Below are 17,907 nucleotides of genomic sequence, written 5' to 3'. Positions count from 1 at the left end.
ATCCGCAAGGGCAAGCATGAGTTCTAGTCGATAGCGACTTCTTAACTCGCTTGCCCTGACGGGGTGACAACCCCCAGGAAAACCTGACGCTAACAGACTTAGGGCGATTTATGGTAAAAAAAGATCGGTCTAGATTTTATTAGCAAGACCGACTCAAAAAAATGTTACCTGAATTATATCGTATTAGTTTACAAAATCAACTGACTTATTCACAATTACTAACTTTAGAAATTTTAGTATGGCTACTACAAGTTCACAAACAAGTCAAACTTGAATGATTAGCAGCGCATTTTCCGTTACCAATATTATTTGAGAGCCGTCGTCGTCACATTCAAAGATTTTTAAAATTATCTGCTCTCAGTATTCCCCTAATCTGGTTTCCTATAATTGAAGCGGTGATTCAACGGAAAATTAAGTTAGGTTAACGACTGTATCTAGCCATAGATAGAACGCAGTGGAAAGATAAAAACCTCTTCGTCATAGCGGTCATAATAGAACGACGCGCTCTGCCGATCTAAATGAAAAGATTTTTTACGGGAATTAAACTAACTAAAGCTCATGGTTTTGGAAAAGCTTATATTGCCGCTTATTGGAAACGAGCCTATCGAGGCAAAGTTGAAAAATAAGCATGGTATTTACTAACCAATCTTCCTAGTTTAGAAGAAGCCCTCAAAGCTTATAAACAGCGTTCCGGTATTGAGGCAATGTTTAAGGATTGTAAAACGGGTGGGTATAATTTAGAAGGCTCAAAAGCTTCTATTGAGCGCTTAACTCGCCTGGTGTTCTTGATAGCGATCGCGTATACCTGTTCAACCTTAAAAGGTCTAGTGATTAAGTCGAAGGGACAACGGAAATATATCGGTCGAGAGAGAAAAATCCAACAATCTTTGACGAGAAATAGTAATTTTTGGATTGGATTATATGGGGATGTTTGGATAATAACCAGAGAATTTGTTGAGCGATGGGTAGAAGAATTGATGAGACTTAATCTCAATAAGTTACCATTTTATCAGAAAGGACTCAGGGCTATGAACATTATACAGCAAACCTTTTAGCCTTGTTGTTACCCCGTCAGGTTTCAATCGTTACTCCCGAAGTGTCGGCAATGAAGTATTGTAAGCCCAAATCCAACCCTACAGCCTTTAATGTAAGCTGTGTCTCTATCCTAACATCTATATCAATGGCAAATTGTGCGTAGTCCCCATCAGCTCTACGCACTAAACGAACTCGTTTAATCGGCTCTAACTGATAGAAATTAAGGTTGGTTTTGCTCCCTGCTCTATAAATTGATAGCTAAATTCCTCGCCACTGCCCATAAATTGGGGAGAGAACCAATACGAATGCGAGATTTGTCTTCTTTTTGGGTCACATCGCGTACATAATAAACCCGGTTCTCGACTCCCCAGTAACCTCGAATTCTAGCAGCGAAGGACTTGGCAGATTCTCGTAAGACTGAGCATTTATAATGGTAAATATGAAATGCTGTTAGCTCAATCTTTGAGTTCAGCTGCTTGAGTAATAATTTCTAAATCCCGTATACAGTCTCCAATAGAGATGGACAGTTGCGAGGTATAAATGACACCTGTAAAATCAATGCCCTCAGTTTGGCGACGATTAGCTTCAACCAGAAAATCTTGGTCATGAGAAAATATTACCCTTTGAAGTTGTGTAGCTCGGTCAAGCAAAATTGGATTTGGCGTACCTGCAAGTCCATCTTCCTGAACTGTCAAGACATCAACACCCCGTAAGCGTAAGCCTATTGTAATGGCACGAGGGATATGTTCGTCCATATACAGAGCAATAGTCACTGAATTAATTCTCTAGCACGGAGTCTCTTAGCTAGGGGAGATTCTCCAGCTTGCTGTCGCAATTGCTCTACATATTGCTCTCGCTGCTCTATATCGGCATCTAGCTCTTGTTTATGATCCCAATAATACGCTAGTGCTGAGTGAATTTTGCTCATTGTCAAGTAAGGATGCTGAAACTGAAGCTCTTCAGGACTCCAGCCATGAGCAATCTGGCCCGTAACTAATTCAATCACTTTCATGGTAGTTCCAGCAATGAGTGGAACTTTGCGATCGTCAAGCACTATATGTTTGTACTCAGTCGCTGTGAGAGTCATGGTTACTGCCTGGTTAGTAGATTCTATTTCAATTATGGGCGATCGCAAAAAAATGAAAACAACGCTGCTTATTTAGAAAGATGCCTCGAAAACCCCGCGACCTCAAGCCCAACTACTGCTATCACGTCACAGTCCGCTGTAATAACCGAGAATTCAAACTAATCCGTCATGAATGCCGTGAGGTGTTCCTCTACGCCCTCAAACGAGCCAGAGACAAGTTTAATTTCAACTGTATGCTCTCTGTATCATGAGCAACCACGTCCACTACCTCAGTGAAGCTAGAGTTGGTTGAGGATGCGTAAATCTTCACAGGGAAAGTTATCGATATCTTCTTCTCGCAGCCATCCTTCGCTTGTCCTACCAGCCGTCTGACACATGACTTTCCACAATGAAATAGCCCTGACAAATATATTTCCTTCTACCTGAGCCACTTCTCAAGCAACCAACAAAATTAATATAACAAAACCAATTATTGAAGCCAATAGTATTTCTTGAGTTCTATCCAAAACGATATAGAGAAGTTTAAATACAAGGCGATTGCTTCGAGATTCCAAGCCTTTCTTTGTCGGGCACGAGAAATAAATTTGCTTGTTTTTTTTCCTGATTTGTTTTTGAATTCTCGTCGAGCTTGTTGAAGTTTTTGAATTTTAGATTTGCGATCGCTTAAGTTTAGCGATCTGATTAAAAATCCTCTAACTCTAGTTTCTTGTTTATTCATTTAAAACTTAGCTTTATCATCTGCCCATCCTAAATGAGTTTACTACGGTTACTATTATCAGTATTCGATTAGTTCTTTAGATAAATCGTATTTTTAAGAAAAAATGTCACTTTAGATAGAAGAATAAATATGTAAATTTAGGAAGGGAGAGATTATAGAAAAAAAAGAAAAATATAAAATTACCTTAAAAACGATTGATTTATTCTTACAGGTTGTCTAAAAAGTAGAGAATGTCATATTGAGCGTAGCGATCGCGAAGCGAAACATCTGAGTATACCAACTCCAAACAGGGATTCTTTGTTACGTCTACTGCACTGGGAATGACAAAATGAACTTTTGGGATGTCCTCTTAAATCGAGCTAGTCTCTCATGACATCGGCTGACACATCGTTTTCAGTATGTAAAAATTTTATACAAGCATAAGAAAAACTCGGTGTCCCTACCGAGTTTAAATTAATGAAACGATGTCTAAACGATCGCCATAGTAGCGAAAGGGTCAAGCAAGTGCAGTAGTCTGAGTAACTCTGATAAGATACTCGTTTGACCTTAGCAACTTAAGGGAGCCTATGAATTTCAATGACACGCGCAAGCTTGGCAAAGCACCATTAAAGGTAACTCACAAGGAAAGCGGCGAGAATCCCCATCCTTTCGAGTGGAGGAGGAATGCTACCCGCCGCAAAAGTTAGGACAAAGTACTTCTCCAAAAGGTTTTCTCTCTATCGTCGTTCTCAAAAATCTCCCCAGCCGCTATCTTGGTATAATCGCAACTTTAGCTGCAAAGATAAGGACTATATTAAAAAGTTCTTACCGAACAACTTAGTTATCACACCTTGCTAACGTTTTCTTCTAAAGCGTAACGATTTTGAGTAATGAGTGAAGCTAACAAGCAATTTGAATATTTTTCCCTCCGAGTCAAGCCTCTCCTAGAAACTCTCTACGATAAAAAAACTGCCGCTCATTTTTTAGAGCGTTTGTACTATCTCCTCGAAGAACATTTTGCCGATCGCGTCGATGAAAATTTAAATAAATGGACGGAAAATAACGTTCAACTCATAACCTACGGAGATAGTATCCTCAAAGAAGGCGAAAAACCCTTAGTTACGCTCGATCGCTTTTTAGACGAACACTTGCGAGATACGCTGACAGGCGTTCATATTCTGCCTTTTTTCCCCTACAGTTCCGACGATGGGTTTGCTGTCATCGACTATCTCAAAGTCGATCCGCAATTAGGAGATTGGGAAGATATTCAACGGATTGCTGGAAAATTTAATTTAATGGTCGATCTCGTCATCGATCACGTTTCCAGCCAACACGCTTGGTTTGAGCAATTTAAGCAAGGCATTAAGCCGGGATGCGATTATTTTATCGAAGTCGATCCCGCTACCGATTTATCTCAAGTCGTTCGTCCTCGCAGTACGCCATTGCTAGCTAAAGTCAGCACAGTTAAGGGAGAAAAATATGTCTGGGCAACCTTTAGCGAAGACCAAATCGATGTTAATTTTGCCAATCCAGAGGTTTTTTTGGAGTACGTCAAAATTATTCTTTTCTATATCAAGAAAGGGGCAAAATATATTCGACTCGATGCCGTAGGATTTCTCTGGAAAAAAATTGGCACTCCCTGCATTCATTTACCAGAAACTCATACCGTTATTAGGCTTTTACGGGAAATCGTACAAATGCTCGATCCGATGGTAGCTTTAATATCGGAAACTAACGTCCCCAACCGAGAAAATCTGAGTTATTTTGGCAATCGAAATGAGGCGCACATGATTTATAATTTCAGCCTCCCTCCCCTCATTTTGAATGCTTTATTACAAGGAAAATCCGATCATTTAAAAACCTGGATGATGAGCATGCCTCCTGCACCTATTGGGTGTGCGTATCTCAATTTTACCGCTTCCCACGATGGAATTGGTCTGCGTCCTACTGAAGGATTGTTATACGAAGACGAGTATCAAACCCTATTAGAAAAGATGCAGGAATTCGGCGGCAAAATCAGCATGAGAAAGAAATCCGACGGAACCGAAGTTCCTTATGAGGTCAATATTTCTTTCTTCGACGCGATGCAAGGTACTGCTAAAGGTAAAGATAAATGGCAAATTCAGCGCTTTCTTTGCTCGCAAACGATTATGCTAGCCCTCGAAGGAATTCCGGCTTTTTATATTCATAGTTTATTGGCAACGCCCAACCACCTTGACGGCGTGGAAAAAAACGGAAGAAATCGCTCTATTAACCGCTACAAATGGGATTATGAAGAGTTAGAAAAACGTTTAAAAAATCCCAAATCTCCTCAGTCAATTGTATTAAAAGAACTCAGCCGACGCATCAAAATTCGTCGCAAACAACCCGCCTTTCATCCCAATGCAACCCAATATACTTTGCATCCCTTAAATAAGGCGCTGTTCGTCTTCTGGAGACAAAGCATTTATCGCGATCAAAGTATTTTCTGCATTAATAATTTGAGCGATCGCACTCAAAAACTGCGTCTCTCCGACTTAAATTTATTTATTATCGATCCCTGGTGCGATCTCCTAAGCGGGCATCCAATTGAAAATCTCCACGACAAATTTACCCTCAAGCCCTATCAATGTGCTTGGATTACTAATAAGTTTTAATCGAGCGATCGGCTAAGTACCAGAAAATTATAGTAGTCTTGCCCAGTAGGTAGCCTGCCACGTCAGCAGAAACAAAACCCCGCAGATGAGAGCGCCCAAGTTCCACTTGACCGACTTCTTGAGTAGGGTTAGCTGTCGGCTAGCTTGCGTTTCCTCAGCCTCGACAGTTATCTTTCTTTGAGCAATAGCGATCGAAGAAGCGACTTGTTTTTTTCCCTCTTCCAATTGAGGAGCATTTTTCACCTCCTGAGCCAGCGCTTGACTGTCGAGGCGGCTCACGAGCTTTTCCAGCTCTTCTTGTGTCTGAACCAATTCCAATTGGGATTTAACTTGTTGAAACTGGGCTATATCCCGATCGAGCTGGGCACTGATTTCCTTATCGATCTGTCGGTCGAGCCTTACAGTATTTAACAGTCCCAAAGGAATCAGCAAAAAAAACAGCACCGCCAGCAACAAAGCCGACCAAGACAAAAACTTTAAGATAGGTCGCTCCCATCTCGCCCGTAGATTGGGTTCTCCAAAAAACACCAGCGCTAACCCAATTAAAGGGACGGGAGCTTGTTCGACTAGCGCGCCCAACATCTGCATTTCCCAGACGGGATTCATAAAGCGTGACGGCACAAAAATTTCAACTAGGTCGAACAACGTTAATGCCAAGAAGCCATAACCGATCCAGTGCAAAAGATTAAGAGAACGCGATAGACCAGAACTAAACTGCCATAGTTCGTCTACGGTTTCAGTGAGTTTGTCAGTTGGTTTGTTCGTGGATGATTTAGCCATTAATTTGACAATTACGCTCGCAAAAGTTTGAGTAAACCCGAATTTATGGCTTTGGAAAGCGTGGATTCCACCAGTTATACCAGGAAACCCAGATTTTTTCTAGATCCCGATAGGCAGCTTCAGAAGAAACATTTGGCACGGCAATGGATAAATGTGCCCACAGACAGCGCTTGTCTCTGAGGGGTTCTTGACCGAGTAACCAAGGTAATAGACGATTCAAGCTGATGTCGTAGAGATAGCGATTCTGTTCAAACTGTTTGGTAGTCACTGTACTACCGCCGCGTCGGTTAATGCAGGCGCTCAGGTAAGCTCTCTGCTGGCGTGCAAAAAGACCGTAAAAGCCTGTCTCCTGATGCTGGCGCACGACAAGAGATGGCTCAATCCCAGCATACTGTTGGATAAAGATTCTGACATCTCCATTAGTAGCGGTAAAATAACGCATTTCAATGTCGAGATTCAAACCGTTCTGTTGATATCGATAGTGCCTTCCAGTAACTAATTTGGGAAACTCGTAATTAGATTTGGTCAAGGGGCGACTTGCTAGAGGCTGCCATCCTGGTAAGGGCACTTTTGAAGGAAAAACAAAGGAGTCGGCAATGGTACGGTAACTTATCGTCGGAGCTATGATTGACTTTCCTAAAACGAACAGGACACCTCCAAACGTTACGACTAAAAACGAGTATCGGATTGGTTTCCAGAACATCATCGCTCCCAGAACTATGCCGTATCCCGCTTGACGGGTTCCTGCTGTCGGATCGAGAAAAGGCAGAATAAACCGAAAAGTAGCACGGCAATCAGCGAAAACATGAGAGAACCGCTGCCTTTATGCCAGTATTCAAAGGCTTCTGGGTGGGAGGAGGCGGCTAGGACGGTCATGAAAGCAACTCGAAATCCATTGACTAAAAAAGCCAGGGTGACGGCAACGATGGGTGCAAGGATTTTTTGTCCCCAATTCATGGGAAACATCGCCAGAAAAAGAATTGCTAGCCCTAGCAAGTAGGTCATGTTTTCCAAACCCGAACAGCCAGGATAGACTTCTACACCTCCCCCAGGGAGACTGATATAAACTCCTTGGCGAGAGACTTCAAAGCCCGAATACCAAAGGATAAAAGCAGCATATCGAGCCGTGATTAAGGAAGGATCGATCGATAGCGACGATAGGATTACTTGAGGCACGCCCAAAAAAAAGAGAACGGTCAGTTCTTGCCAGTATTGCTTGAGTCCCTTAAAACCGGAAGCAAGCAGGGCAAGACCGACGGCAGACATGAAAGGTGAGAGACGAATGAAGTGACTGCCAGTTAGAGATGTACTCTTTAGCAGCACGACCGCCACGATCGATGCACCCAGGAAGCTAGATAGCGCATCACTGTCTAAATTTAGACAACTACGCTTTCTCCAGATTAAAGACGAGACAGCCAGCCAAAACAAAACAGCGATGCCCAGCAGGTTAATATCTCCAAATCTCCAAGTCACCGTCAGGTGAATGGCGATTAGGCCTGCTGCAATCCCCAATAGCCAGAATTGGAAGTTTTTTAGGTATCTAACCCGAGTAAAGAGGATTGCTTTCATGTACGTGTCGCGGTAGCTCTGTCATCTTACAGGTTGTCCCAAAAGTATAAAATGTGCAAGATACTCCACCGTCTCACGGCGGAGCCTGAAAAGCACTTCGTCATGTTGAGCGTAGCGAAACATCTGAGTATATCAACTCTAAACATAGATTCTTCGTTACGTTCTCCTGCACTGGAAATAACAAAATGGACTTTTGGGATGTCCTCTTAGGGGAAACAGGAAACCTTTTCATTGAGTCTTTTGCTTCGATGTCTTTTGCTTCCTCGAATACTCTCTATGCAACAAGCCTCCGAATCCCAGAGCTAAACCTGTGCCAAGGATAGTGAAGGGTTCGGGGACGGGTTGGAGATCGTCTCCGATAGCTTCATTGGCTACAGCCGATCGAGTTGCAGTCGAGCTGAATCTGGCTCTTAAGTCGGATGCTACAGTCGAGCTATTTGCTATAGTTACGTTGAGAGCTTTAAAAGAAAAATGGGTTTCAAATAATTGGGCTAAATTGAATCCCATCATATCCGCAGAGGGATCTTCTATCATCGAATCCGAGAAGATGTCTTCTCGCATTGGATGGAAGAATGGTTGACCTACTGTGACGGCGTATGTGGCTGCCGGTGTGAGACTTAGTGCTACTGCTGTTGCTGTTAAAGTCATCAAAATACGGGTTTTGTTCACGTTTTCCTCCTCAACTACGCTTAAAATTTTACACTTCGCTTCAGTTTGGAGACGAATAGTGTACTTATTTATTCCTTCTTCAACAAGCGCTAGCCGTTTTCCTTAAAAGTATATTTTTAAAATTGAAACTCAAACGCAAATCGTCTCGGCATCGCAGCCCAAATCTGCGATCGCCTGTTGGATTTCGCGTTCATAGATTGGATTCATCACGATGACGACATCTGGTCGATCCGATCGCAGAAATTCCGGCGAGACAATTTGCTGTCCCTCTCCAGCCACGTACATTCCCTGTTTGCGAGGATTGATATCGACGGCATACTCGATCGCGTTCCCGACGTTCAGGAGATTCAAAAAAGTCACTCCCTTTGAGCCAGTTCCCCAAATAACGACTTTTTGTCCCAAACGCGCCATTTTTCCCAGTTTTTCTCGCCAGGTTTCCACTAAGGCATCGAATTTTGTCTTAAAGTTAGCAATATCTTTTGACAATACCTCGATTTCATCCGCGCGATCGCTGCTAGCAATTTGTCCGTTCGCTGGTAGGGATTCTAAACAAATAAACTGTCCGTCAAATACTTCACGAACTTCCTGCGGTACAAACCCACAATGAGAAAAGGTTTGTTTGAGAGAAGTCGGCACGAAATAACTGCAATGTTCGTAGATAATATCCCAGATCGCGAGATGGCGAAAAGTATACAGTGCGTTGGGAACTTCAAAGAAAACAGGGGTATCGAGGCGATCGCCAATCGCCTGTCGCAGCGGCTCAAGTAAATCGGCAGGATTGGTGACGTGTTCTAGGGTGTGCCGACAAACGATCAGATCGGCTTGATAATTTTTGTATTGCTGCGAATAATAATCCTGAATAAATTTAACGCGATCGGCTAGGGGGTCATGTTCCTTTCTGGGCACATAGCTGGGATCGAAACCAATGCCGCGATTATTGCCCAGTTCGCACAGAGAAATCAGAAAATCTCCTTTGCCGCAGCCAATTTCGATAATGTCTTTGTTATAGAGATGATGCCGCTCTACCAAGTCAGCAGCGAGGGAGTCGGCATATTGCTGAAACCGAGGCGAGTAGTGTAGAGAGTTTTCGTAATCTCGATTATAGCCTAATTTGGCTGGATCGAATGCCACATTGGTAATGAAGCCGCAGCTATGGCAGAAAGCGAGTTTGATATCTCCCTTAGGACAGTTCCGAGCAGCTTCTCGTTCCGTCCACAAGAGATTGCAGTAGACGGGAACGTCCAACATTTCAAAAAATAACTCTAGATCCCGAGACCCACAAACAGCACAGACGCGATCGGCTAACTCGTTCATTTTCTGTCTCCAGTTCATCTAAAATGCATAATATTTTTTAGCGGTTAGCGCTTAGCTAACGCAGAGTTATCTCATTGTGACTCGATCGCACCAAGAAATAATACTAATTCGCTGATGCTCCTCCACTTCGTGGGAGTCCGCGTCGGTTGGCAATTATCAGTTCGCAATTAGTCAGCGACTCGGGGTGTAAGGCTTTTTCCTTGAGCATTCTTTTTTAGAAATAATAGTATAAATTTCTTGTCCCCCAACTATCAAGCCAATCGCCGGGGAATTAATTCCCCGTCTCATATACTAAGTCGATTAAAATCGACTCAAACACTTATGCAGTCGTTTTTAGACGACTCTAAATATGAAGCAGCGATCGAACATCGAGGGGCGGACTATTGAGACTGGTGCAAGATCTCAGGTAAGAGAGACTTTAGCATTGCTGACAGAGAATTTATTCTCTGTCTACTGGAGTGCGATCGCCCTGGGCTAACTGCTTGCCAACCAAGACGCGGCTTTTCCTTTGACTAAGACCACGGTGGCAGAGAAAATTATCAGGCTATGTAGCAGGTTTTCCCAGCTTGCAGACCTGTCGCTGCCACCCATTAAAATGCCTTCTAGAATCCCAACTGGGAAAAGGATTCCTCCTACAACGATCGCGCTCGCAAACCGAATATCTCCCCGTGAGATTGTTAAAATAAGTCCTAGAAAACATCCCAGAGGAATGAAAATCAGCCCGTAGTAAAAGAGATTATAAGCTTTTTTGCTCAAAGAATCGAGACTAACGCTCCAACCATCCAAAAAACATAATACATATCGAGACAGGGCAATTTCTGGAGTCAAATCGAGAGACGAAAAAGGTTCGACGCGATCGACATAAACGCGAAGGGTCACACCATTATAGGTAACGATCGAACGATGGAAATCAGTATCGGAAAATACATTGGCTACAACGAAATCGGGATGGTTACCATTTGTTCCCGTGACTGGCGTTCGCAGGCGAAACACTAAGTCAGATCCCTCCTGCCCCAAGGTAAAATTGCGCTGAAAAAGATCGCTTGAAAGGGAAAGGATACGCGCAGGACCGTACTGTCTCGTGTCAGCCGTTGCCAGAACGATTCCAATGGTAAATTGAGAGGCTGCGCCGATTTTTTGCGCGATCGCGGCGGCAGGAGCGACTGTTTGCAACCAGTGACTGTCAGAGAGAAAGATCCCTGCTCGGTTTTCAGAGTCTGACGGTTTTCCCTGCCAAGATAGATCGGGAAGATTTCCTTTTAGATCGGCGTAGCTGCCTTTGCCACTCAAGCGATAGGAGGCAATTGCCGCGTCTTCAAGCGGAGTCAAGCCATTTGGATTGTTAAAAATTTGGGCTATCTCTGCTTTAGAAAGGGCGCGGTCGGCGATATCAACTTGAGAAATATACCCTTGCCAGGGTCGATCCCCCGTTTGCTCGTTGCCCAGCAACAGCGGAAAACTCGACTCCCAATTGCTAAGATTTACTGTATTCTGTAGGGCGATCGCGATTAGACACATCAGGCTGAAATAGCCGATGAACCCCGCTGTTAATGTCTTGGGTGAGAGAAGCCATTTTCTTTTGGCGATCGCCCAGGCAAAACCGAGGGGGATAAGCTGCAACAGGTAAAAACAGACAAACCCCAAATAGCCTCCGATACTATTGGTCGCGATATCTGCGATCGTAGGCGCTCTCGAAGGGATGAATACCTGAAGGATCTCGACCGTCACCGATAAAACAGTACTGGCGATCGCGACGGCTAAAAAACTGGCGATCGATCCCAGCTTGAGCCTCTGCGTCAGACAGGTCGCTCCAAAACCAAAGGGAACAAACAACAGGATATTTCTGACCAGATCGCCCGAATTACTGGGATGGTAAAAACTGTGGGTAATTAATTCGATCGAGATCCCATGTTGAAACGAAAAGTTAAAGGGGTACAGCGTGGCGACCAGCACCAACAAAAAGCTACCAATTACTAGAGCAGGAGTCCATCGCTCCACCAGTCGATCGATAATGGCGACAGAAGATCCGGTAAGACGATCGTGTGGATTCATAGCCTGCTTTAAGATTATGCTAGGAAGTCATTCTCAAGTTTAGCAATTGGCTCTCAGCCAACCGCTATCTTTAAATGCTGCGGTGCGGGAACTCGTTCGGCGATCTCCTTTCCGATTTCGAGCGAAGAAGTCGCTGCTGGCGAGGGAGCGTTACAAACGTGTAAAGCATTGCGACCCTCGACAATGAGAAAATCATCCACCAGCTTGCCATCGTCCATCAGAGCTTGCGCTCGAACGCCTGCATGAGTTGGGAGCAAGTCGTCGGACTGCACTTCGGGAATGAGCCGTTGCAAACTGCGAACGAAGGCAGCTTTACTGAAAGAGCGAACGATCTCTTTAATCCCTTCATCGGCATGTTTGGCAGCCAGTTTCCACAAACCGGGGTAAGTCATGGTTTCGAGAAAGTCCCACAGGTCGAAATCGGTCTTTTTATAGCCTTCTCGCTTGAAGCTGAGTACGGCATTTGGTCCGGCGTGGACGCTTCCGTCTATCATGCGGGTAAAATGAACTCCCAGGAAGGGAAAATTGGGGTTGGGAACGGGATAAATCAGGTTTTTGACCAGATAGCGTTTTTCTGGCTTTAGCTCGTAATACTCGCCTCGGAAGGGAACGATCTTGGCTTGGGGATTGACGCGACCCAATCGAGCCACGCGATCGCTATGCAGTCCGGCACAATTGATGACAAAATTAGCCGTAAAGGTGCCTTGGTTAGTTTCCAATACTTTTCCTTGCGGGGTTTCGAGAATTTTTTCAACCCTGGTGTTGAGGCGCAGTTCCCCACCGCGATCGCGAATTAGCTCGACATATTTTTGACAAACCTGCCTATAATCGGCGATTCCAGTCGAGTAAACTCGAATTCCCGCCAAGCAACTGACGTGAGGCTCGATTTCTTTGACTTCTTCCCCGCTCATCTTGGCGATTTCTATGCCGTTTGCTAGTCCTCGTTGGTAGAGATTTTCTAGTAAAGGTAACTCTTTCTCTTCGGTGGCAACAATTACCTTGCCGCAGACTTCATAAGCGATGTTATGCTCTTGGCAGAAGACAACCATCGATCGGCAGCCGTCGCGACAAAATTTAGCTTTGAAACTGCCCGGTTTGTAGTAAATCCCAGAGTGAATGACACCGCTGTTATTTCCAGTTTGGTGAGCCGCCCAATCGCTTTCCTTTTCTAAAACTAAAATTCTGGCATCTGGATAGCGTTGTCCCAAAGCCATCGCTGCGGACAATCCGACAATTCCTCCACCAATAATGGCAAAGTCAAACACGGGTAATCTGACTCCTAGAAATGGTATAAAAATTTAAATTTTTTAGACTTCAATCTTAACCGAGTATTACTGATATCGACTCAGTCACTTTTGTTATCGAAAACTAGGTAAATTTATGTTTTTATAAAGTAAACAGGGTTTTTCAATATATCGCCAACTTATTATTGCGAATGGTAGGGTAAGTGTTACTGAGAAAATGAAAAATAGCCAAAGGCTATGTCTACTAACTCCAGACCAAGCAAGGGTTTGCTGTAAAGGGTATCCATAGAGGTAAGTCCCATAAGAGTAATCTCCACGAACATATTTCTCAAACCTACTAAAAGGTAAATAGATCCCTAGCCAAAACAAAATATAGGGAAGTGCTAAGGGGGCAATAAGATTATAGTATCCTAAGCGAAATCCCAGAAAAATTGCTAGACATAAAACCAAAAAGATTGTAGATTTAACAGGAATTTTGTCTTTGTATAAATAAAATAAAACTCCTCCCAAAAAGAATATGAGCAATCTTGGAAAAAATAAAGTAAAATTGAAAAAGTTTAAGTGAATATCTCTAGAAAAAAATAAAAGCAAAAATACAACAAAAAACCTCAGAAAAACGGTTTTATTTTTTCCAAAAAAACCTAAGATACCAAGTATTGGTACAAGCAAGTAACACTGTAATTCCTTGAATAAAGACCAGAGAGAACCATTAACTATTGGACCCGGCCACTGCTGAGCATTATTACTAAAAAGATCTGCTATTGTTTCTTGATTTATCTTTAGTAAGAAGTTATTTTTAACATAGCTAAATGGACCTTCTTGAGCAAGAAAGAAATATCTTAAATCGTGATGGTCGAAAAAATAAACTATTGGACCAATCAGAAAAGCAGTCACGAAAAGACAGAACCAAAATCCTGGGAAAATTCGCAATCCACGTTTCCAGAGATAACGCCAAATATTAGGGTTTTTAAGATAGCTATCGGTAATCAAAAAACCACTAAGAGCGAAAAAACCATCAACAGCAAAATCTCCAAATCCTTTTTCTCCTTTACTCCAAACATATAAAAATTCGGTATTAAAATCAAACTTACCAATTAAATGGCTGTGAGAGAAGAGTACAAGAATTGACAGAAAAAAACGGAGAAAGCCAAGACTATTTTCCCTAGGATCGAAAGCCTCGGTAAAAGTCTTTATCTTTTCTGTATTTGCCTGAACTTTTACTAGACTTTTCATATTAGTATAGCTTACTTTTTTTAAAGATTGCCAGTTTTTTAAAATCTCTTTTCTAGAGATATTTCAATGATTTTTTGCGCTTTATAGGAAGCTCTCACTAGCTGTTCTGCGGCTATTAATAAATCTCTCACTAACTTCATCCAATTTTTAAACAACCAATAGCCAAGGTATAGATAACAAGAGATTTGCTCTTTTACAGCGAGTGGAAAAGATTTTACAGAGATGAAATATTCATAAAAAAGTCTCCACTCCGGAAAATCAATTTTTCCTTTTCTCGACGGATCGAACCACTCTGTAGGCGGTAATGGTCCCATGCCAAGAAATTTGGCGACTATAGTTCTTCCTCTAGCGATTTGAACCTGCTTTTCTTTGACCGATCGCTGGGAATGATCTCTGTTAAAAAATAAATATTCGGGAATCTCATAAAATCTACCCAACAAACTCAGTCTAACTAGGAGAACGCTATCCCCACGGGCGTAGTAACCGAGAAGCGGGGTTTTCTTAAGGGCATCGCTACGGATCAGCCCAAAAATTTCAACGGCGGCATGTTTCCTGTGGTTGACTAATACCAGGCTGCGATAGCGCTCTGCTGGCTGTGGCGAATCGGTAGCGATCTGGTAATCGTATTCTTTGAGAATTTTCCCTTCTGAATCGATAAACTTAGTCTTTGCATAGCACAGCACGACCGAATCGTCGCGATCGAGGACTTCGACGCACTTGGCTAAAAACTCTGGGGCATAGATATCGTCGTGGGCTACCCACTTGAAGTACTCGCCCTGGGCTAACTCAAAGACTCGATTGAAATTCCATGCCGGACCCCGATTTATCTCTTGGCGATGGTAGCGAATGCGCTTATCTTTTGCCGCATAGCTTCGACAAATTTCCTCTGTTCGATCGCTAGAGGCGTTATCCGAAATGATTAACTCAAAATCTTCAAAAGTTTGAGCCAGAAGCGAATCTAAAACTTCCCTTAAAAAATTCTCGCCATTATAGACGGGAATCCCCATACTAACTCGTGGTTTCCAATTGTTCATTATATTATTTTTCCTCGCTTTTTTCTCTATAGATGAATTAATTTTTGATAATGCTCTAAGGCAGTAGAGGCAATCTTATTCCATTGAAGATTATTGAGTACGTAGTCTCGCCCGCGCAGACCCATGTCTCGCCACTGGGGACGAAGCGCTACTAGCTCCAGCAAACCCTTTTTTATCGCTGCGACTTCTGGCATGACGAGAACGCCACACCCACTTGCTTTGACGTGAGGCGCGATGCCAGCCACTTCTGAAACTAGCAAGACTCGACCCGCTAGCATGGCTTCGAGCGCTGCCAAGCTGAATCCCTCAAAACGCGAAGGAATGCAGAAGATATCGCACTCTCCTGCAATTGACGAGGCACGGCGATCGAAATCGGGTCCCAAAAAAGAAACTCTCTGTGAGATTGAAAGCTCGGCAGCCCGTTGTTCTAGGGCTTTTCTGTCTCCATTGTCCGGTCCTTGAATGACCAGTCGAGCATTCGTCGCCTCAGAAATTTGGGCGAATGCATCCAGCAGCAAATCGAGTCCTTTATTGTGAGCGTCTATGCGACCGAGAAAGAGGATTTGGGGATCTTCATCATTGTCTCGCCACTGCAACGCCGACTCAGGCGGGACATTTTCGGCTGAGAAGCTACAGGGAGTCTCAATCGTCGGAGTTCGCACTCCCAGACGATGCAGCCATTCGGTATGGCGAATGTCCAAGAGTTGTATGGCTTTCGCTTGCTTGAGCATTCGCCGCTCTAGGAAATACCAGTAGGGCCACTTTAGATAAGCATTTTTAGCAAAAATAGAAGGGTGGTAGGGATCGAGCGGCGACGCGATATAAGGGATATTTTGGCGAGCAAGTAGGCGGGAGATGGCATAAACGCTAGGGTGAAAAATCCCGTTAATTACTACCAACCCCGATTTCATATCGTTTTGAATATAGTTCCGCAAACCGTTAGAAATGTTAAAACTCATGTGTTTGCTAGGATTAGCAAACCATTTAATTTCGTAGCCTGCGTCGGTTTGATAGGAACTATCACTCGCATCCCGCGAGAGGGAACCCTCACACAACACTGTCACTTGAGCGCCGCAGCTTACCAGTCCGGCAGCGAAACCGCTTACGTACTTGACAGCGCCATTATTCATCGCCTCACCATCGCCAAAGGGTGGGAACATTTTGAGATAGAGATAAATATTCATATCCTTGGGAGAAAGTAGCTCGTTGTTATTTGGTGAGGGGTCCTCGGTTCGTGCAGAAATAGAAGTATAGTTTAGGCTTTTTAGAGGGGAACGACTTCTGTGACGACTCCCATTTCGTTTAGCATTTGCCCAATTTCATCGCAGTAAATGGAATTCATCACAATGACTCGATCCGGTTGGTACTCTTTCAAGAATTCCGGCGACTTGATTTCTTTGCCCACGCCAGGAATAAATTTTCCGTGACGATGGGGATTGATGTCGATAACGTATTGAATTTTATCGATCGTATTGAGGGTCGTCAGAAAAGCGACGCATTTAGAACCCGAACCCCAGACGACTACTCGTTGTCCCTGTGCTTGCCACTGTTCTAAATTTTGCTTCCATGTTTCCAGCTTGTTTTTAATGTTGGTTGCAAAATAGTGTACGTCCTCTTTCATTTGTTCGAGGGTTTCTTCTAGAGGATGGGTTTTGTCAGATGGAAGATCGACGGGTAAAGCTTCAATCATGAGATACTGATCGCCGTAGTCTCGATAGAGATCGGTCACTTCAAAACCGCAAGAACGGAACAGGCGAGCTAGCGATCCCGGCGTGAAATAAGAGCAATGCTCGTAATAGATATCCTCAAAAGCCATATCTCTGAGGACGCGGGTCGTGTCTGGGATTTCAAAGAAGACGGGAATGTTGGCGCGATCGCCGATGGAACGGCGCACGGTTCTGATAAATTCAAAGGTAGGATGGATGTGCTCTAGCGTGTGGCGACAGCAAATAAAATCGCCGACGTACTCGGCATGCTTTTGTGAATAATAATCTTGAATAAATTTAACGCGATCGGCAGCTTGGCTCTTAACTCTGCCCGCGACGACACTCGGATCGATCCCAACGCCGCGATTGTTGCCCAATTCGCATAGAAGTAGAAGAAAATCCCCCTTGGAGCAACCAATTTCAACGAGATCTTTGTCGCGCAGATCGTATTTTTCGATTAGGCGATTGGCGAGATCGAGGGCAAACTTATTGAAGGTGGGCGAAAAACTTTGTTGATCTTCGTAGTTGGGCGCGTAAGCCGACCATTTGGAGTCAAATAGCACGTTTGTGACGAAGCCACAGCGATCGCAAAATCCCAAAGCAACATCGCCGCAAGGAAAATCGAGCGCCTCTTGCTGGGTGGATAGCATCAAGCAACTGTGAACGGGAACGTTTCGCACTTCATAAAAAAGCGACAGTCCTTGATGAGTGCAGTTCGGACATTGATGGTCTGCCGAATAAGCTGTTTCTTTTAAGGCGGAATTTTTGACTGATGGCTGTTGAATCATCTAAAGTTCCTTGTAAGTGATTAATTTACTGGGATTAAGTCTTTACTATCGCTTGCGACAGCA

Annotated in this window: 15 protein-coding genes and 2 pseudogenes; 2 read left to right on the top strand and 15 right to left on the bottom strand. The window is 43.7% G+C overall.

Annotation, left to right across the window (positions count from 1 at the left end; all coding sequences use genetic code 11):
* Positions 1–1,089: 1,089 nt before the first annotated feature.
* The 3 genes and pseudogenes from NIES593_RS24595 to NIES593_RS11425 all read right to left on the bottom strand — a co-directional run.
* Positions 1,090–1,263, bottom strand: a pseudogene (locus tag NIES593_RS24595) (RNA-guided endonuclease TnpB family protein); the annotation flags it as partial.
* A 227-nt stretch (positions 1,264–1,490) separates the two neighbouring features.
* Entirely contained in the window at positions 1,491–1,808 is a 318-nt protein-coding gene (locus NIES593_RS11430) for a DUF5615 family PIN-like protein (protein ID WP_073599689.1), read from the bottom strand.
* Positions 1,805–2,122: a DUF433 domain-containing protein gene (locus NIES593_RS11425; protein ID WP_073599688.1), complete on the bottom strand. Its 318-nt coding sequence runs from the start codon at positions 2,120–2,122 to the stop codon at positions 1,805–1,807. The genes NIES593_RS11430 and NIES593_RS11425 overlap by 4 nt, the downstream gene beginning before the upstream one ends.
* Positions 2,123–2,202: 80 nt before the next feature.
* Here NIES593_RS11425 and NIES593_RS25555 point away from each other — a divergent pair.
* Positions 2,203–2,405: pseudogene (locus tag NIES593_RS25555) on the top strand (transposase); the annotation flags it as partial.
* Here NIES593_RS25555 and NIES593_RS24120 read toward each other — a convergent pair.
* A complete protein-coding gene (locus NIES593_RS24120; RefSeq protein ID WP_175561101.1) occupies positions 2,401–2,553 on the bottom strand; it encodes a GUN4 domain-containing protein in 153 nt (50 codons plus the stop codon). The pseudogene NIES593_RS25555 and the gene NIES593_RS24120 overlap by 5 nt on opposite strands.
* A gap of 1,156 nt (positions 2,554–3,709) precedes the next feature.
* Between NIES593_RS24120 and NIES593_RS11410 the strand changes: the two genes are divergently transcribed.
* Positions 3,710–5,455, top strand: a complete 1,746-nt coding sequence (locus NIES593_RS11410) for an alpha-amylase family glycosyl hydrolase (protein ID WP_073599686.1) — start codon at positions 3,710–3,712, stop codon at positions 5,453–5,455.
* Positions 5,456–5,482: 27 nt separating this feature from the next.
* On the opposite strand, the gene hpsJ-A is transcribed toward NIES593_RS11410, so the two are convergent.
* The 11 genes from hpsJ-A to NIES593_RS11355 all read right to left on the bottom strand — a co-directional run bounded on the left by hpsJ-A (position 5,483) and on the right by NIES593_RS11355 (position 17,844).
* Positions 5,483–6,235, bottom strand: coding sequence for an HpsJ-like protein, cyanoexosortase A-associated (hpsJ-A, locus tag NIES593_RS11405; protein ID WP_073599685.1), 753 nt, complete (start codon positions 6,233–6,235; stop codon positions 5,483–5,485).
* Positions 6,236–6,278: 43 nt separating this feature from the next.
* Positions 6,279–6,941 (bottom strand): cyanoexosortase A system-associated protein, encoded by a 663-nt coding sequence (locus NIES593_RS11400; RefSeq protein ID WP_073599684.1) that lies wholly within the window; start codon positions 6,939–6,941, stop codon positions 6,279–6,281.
* A gap of 11 nt (positions 6,942–6,952) precedes the next feature.
* A complete protein-coding gene (gene crtA, locus NIES593_RS11395; RefSeq protein ID WP_073599683.1) occupies positions 6,953–7,804 on the bottom strand; it encodes a cyanoexosortase A in 852 nt (283 codons plus the stop codon).
* 228 nt (positions 7,805–8,032) lie between these two features.
* On the bottom strand, positions 8,033–8,473 hold the full coding sequence (locus NIES593_RS11390; protein ID WP_217651882.1) for a PEP-CTERM sorting domain-containing protein: 441 nt from the start codon (positions 8,471–8,473) through the stop codon (positions 8,033–8,035).
* 129 nt (positions 8,474–8,602) lie between these two features.
* A complete protein-coding gene (locus NIES593_RS11385) occupies positions 8,603–9,787 on the bottom strand; it encodes a class I SAM-dependent methyltransferase (protein ID WP_073599681.1) in 1,185 nt (394 codons plus the stop codon).
* A 474-nt stretch (positions 9,788–10,261) separates the two neighbouring features.
* Entirely contained in the window at positions 10,262–11,839 is a 1,578-nt protein-coding gene (locus NIES593_RS11380) for a VanZ family protein (protein ID WP_073599680.1), read from the bottom strand.
* Positions 11,840–11,892: 53 nt separating this feature from the next.
* Entirely contained in the window at positions 11,893–13,104 is a 1,212-nt protein-coding gene (gene lhgO, locus NIES593_RS11375; RefSeq protein WP_073599679.1) for an L-2-hydroxyglutarate oxidase, read from the bottom strand.
* Positions 13,105–13,197: 93 nt separating this feature from the next.
* Positions 13,198–14,316: an acyltransferase family protein gene (locus tag NIES593_RS11370; RefSeq protein WP_073599678.1), complete on the bottom strand. Its 1,119-nt coding sequence runs from the start codon at positions 14,314–14,316 to the stop codon at positions 13,198–13,200.
* Positions 14,317–14,354: 38 nt separating this feature from the next.
* Entirely contained in the window at positions 14,355–15,350 is a 996-nt protein-coding gene (locus NIES593_RS11365) for a glycosyltransferase family 2 protein (protein ID WP_073599677.1), read from the bottom strand.
* Between the two features lie 26 nt (positions 15,351–15,376).
* Positions 15,377–16,534 carry a glycosyltransferase gene (locus NIES593_RS11360; RefSeq protein WP_073599676.1) on the bottom strand — a complete coding sequence of 386 codons (1,158 nt, stop codon included), beginning with the start codon at positions 16,532–16,534 and terminating at the stop codon, positions 15,377–15,379.
* Between the two features lie 80 nt (positions 16,535–16,614).
* Positions 16,615–17,844, bottom strand: a complete 1,230-nt coding sequence (locus NIES593_RS11355) for a class I SAM-dependent methyltransferase (protein WP_073599675.1) — start codon at positions 17,842–17,844, stop codon at positions 16,615–16,617.
* Between the last annotated feature and the right edge of the window lie 63 nt (positions 17,845–17,907).

This window comes from Hydrococcus rivularis NIES-593 (assembly GCF_001904635.1).
Lineage (GTDB): Bacteria > Cyanobacteriota > Cyanobacteriia > Cyanobacteriales > Microcystaceae > Hydrococcus > Hydrococcus rivularis.
Note: the sequence above shows the minus strand (reverse complement) of the source record. Positions and strands in the feature narration are given on the sequence as shown.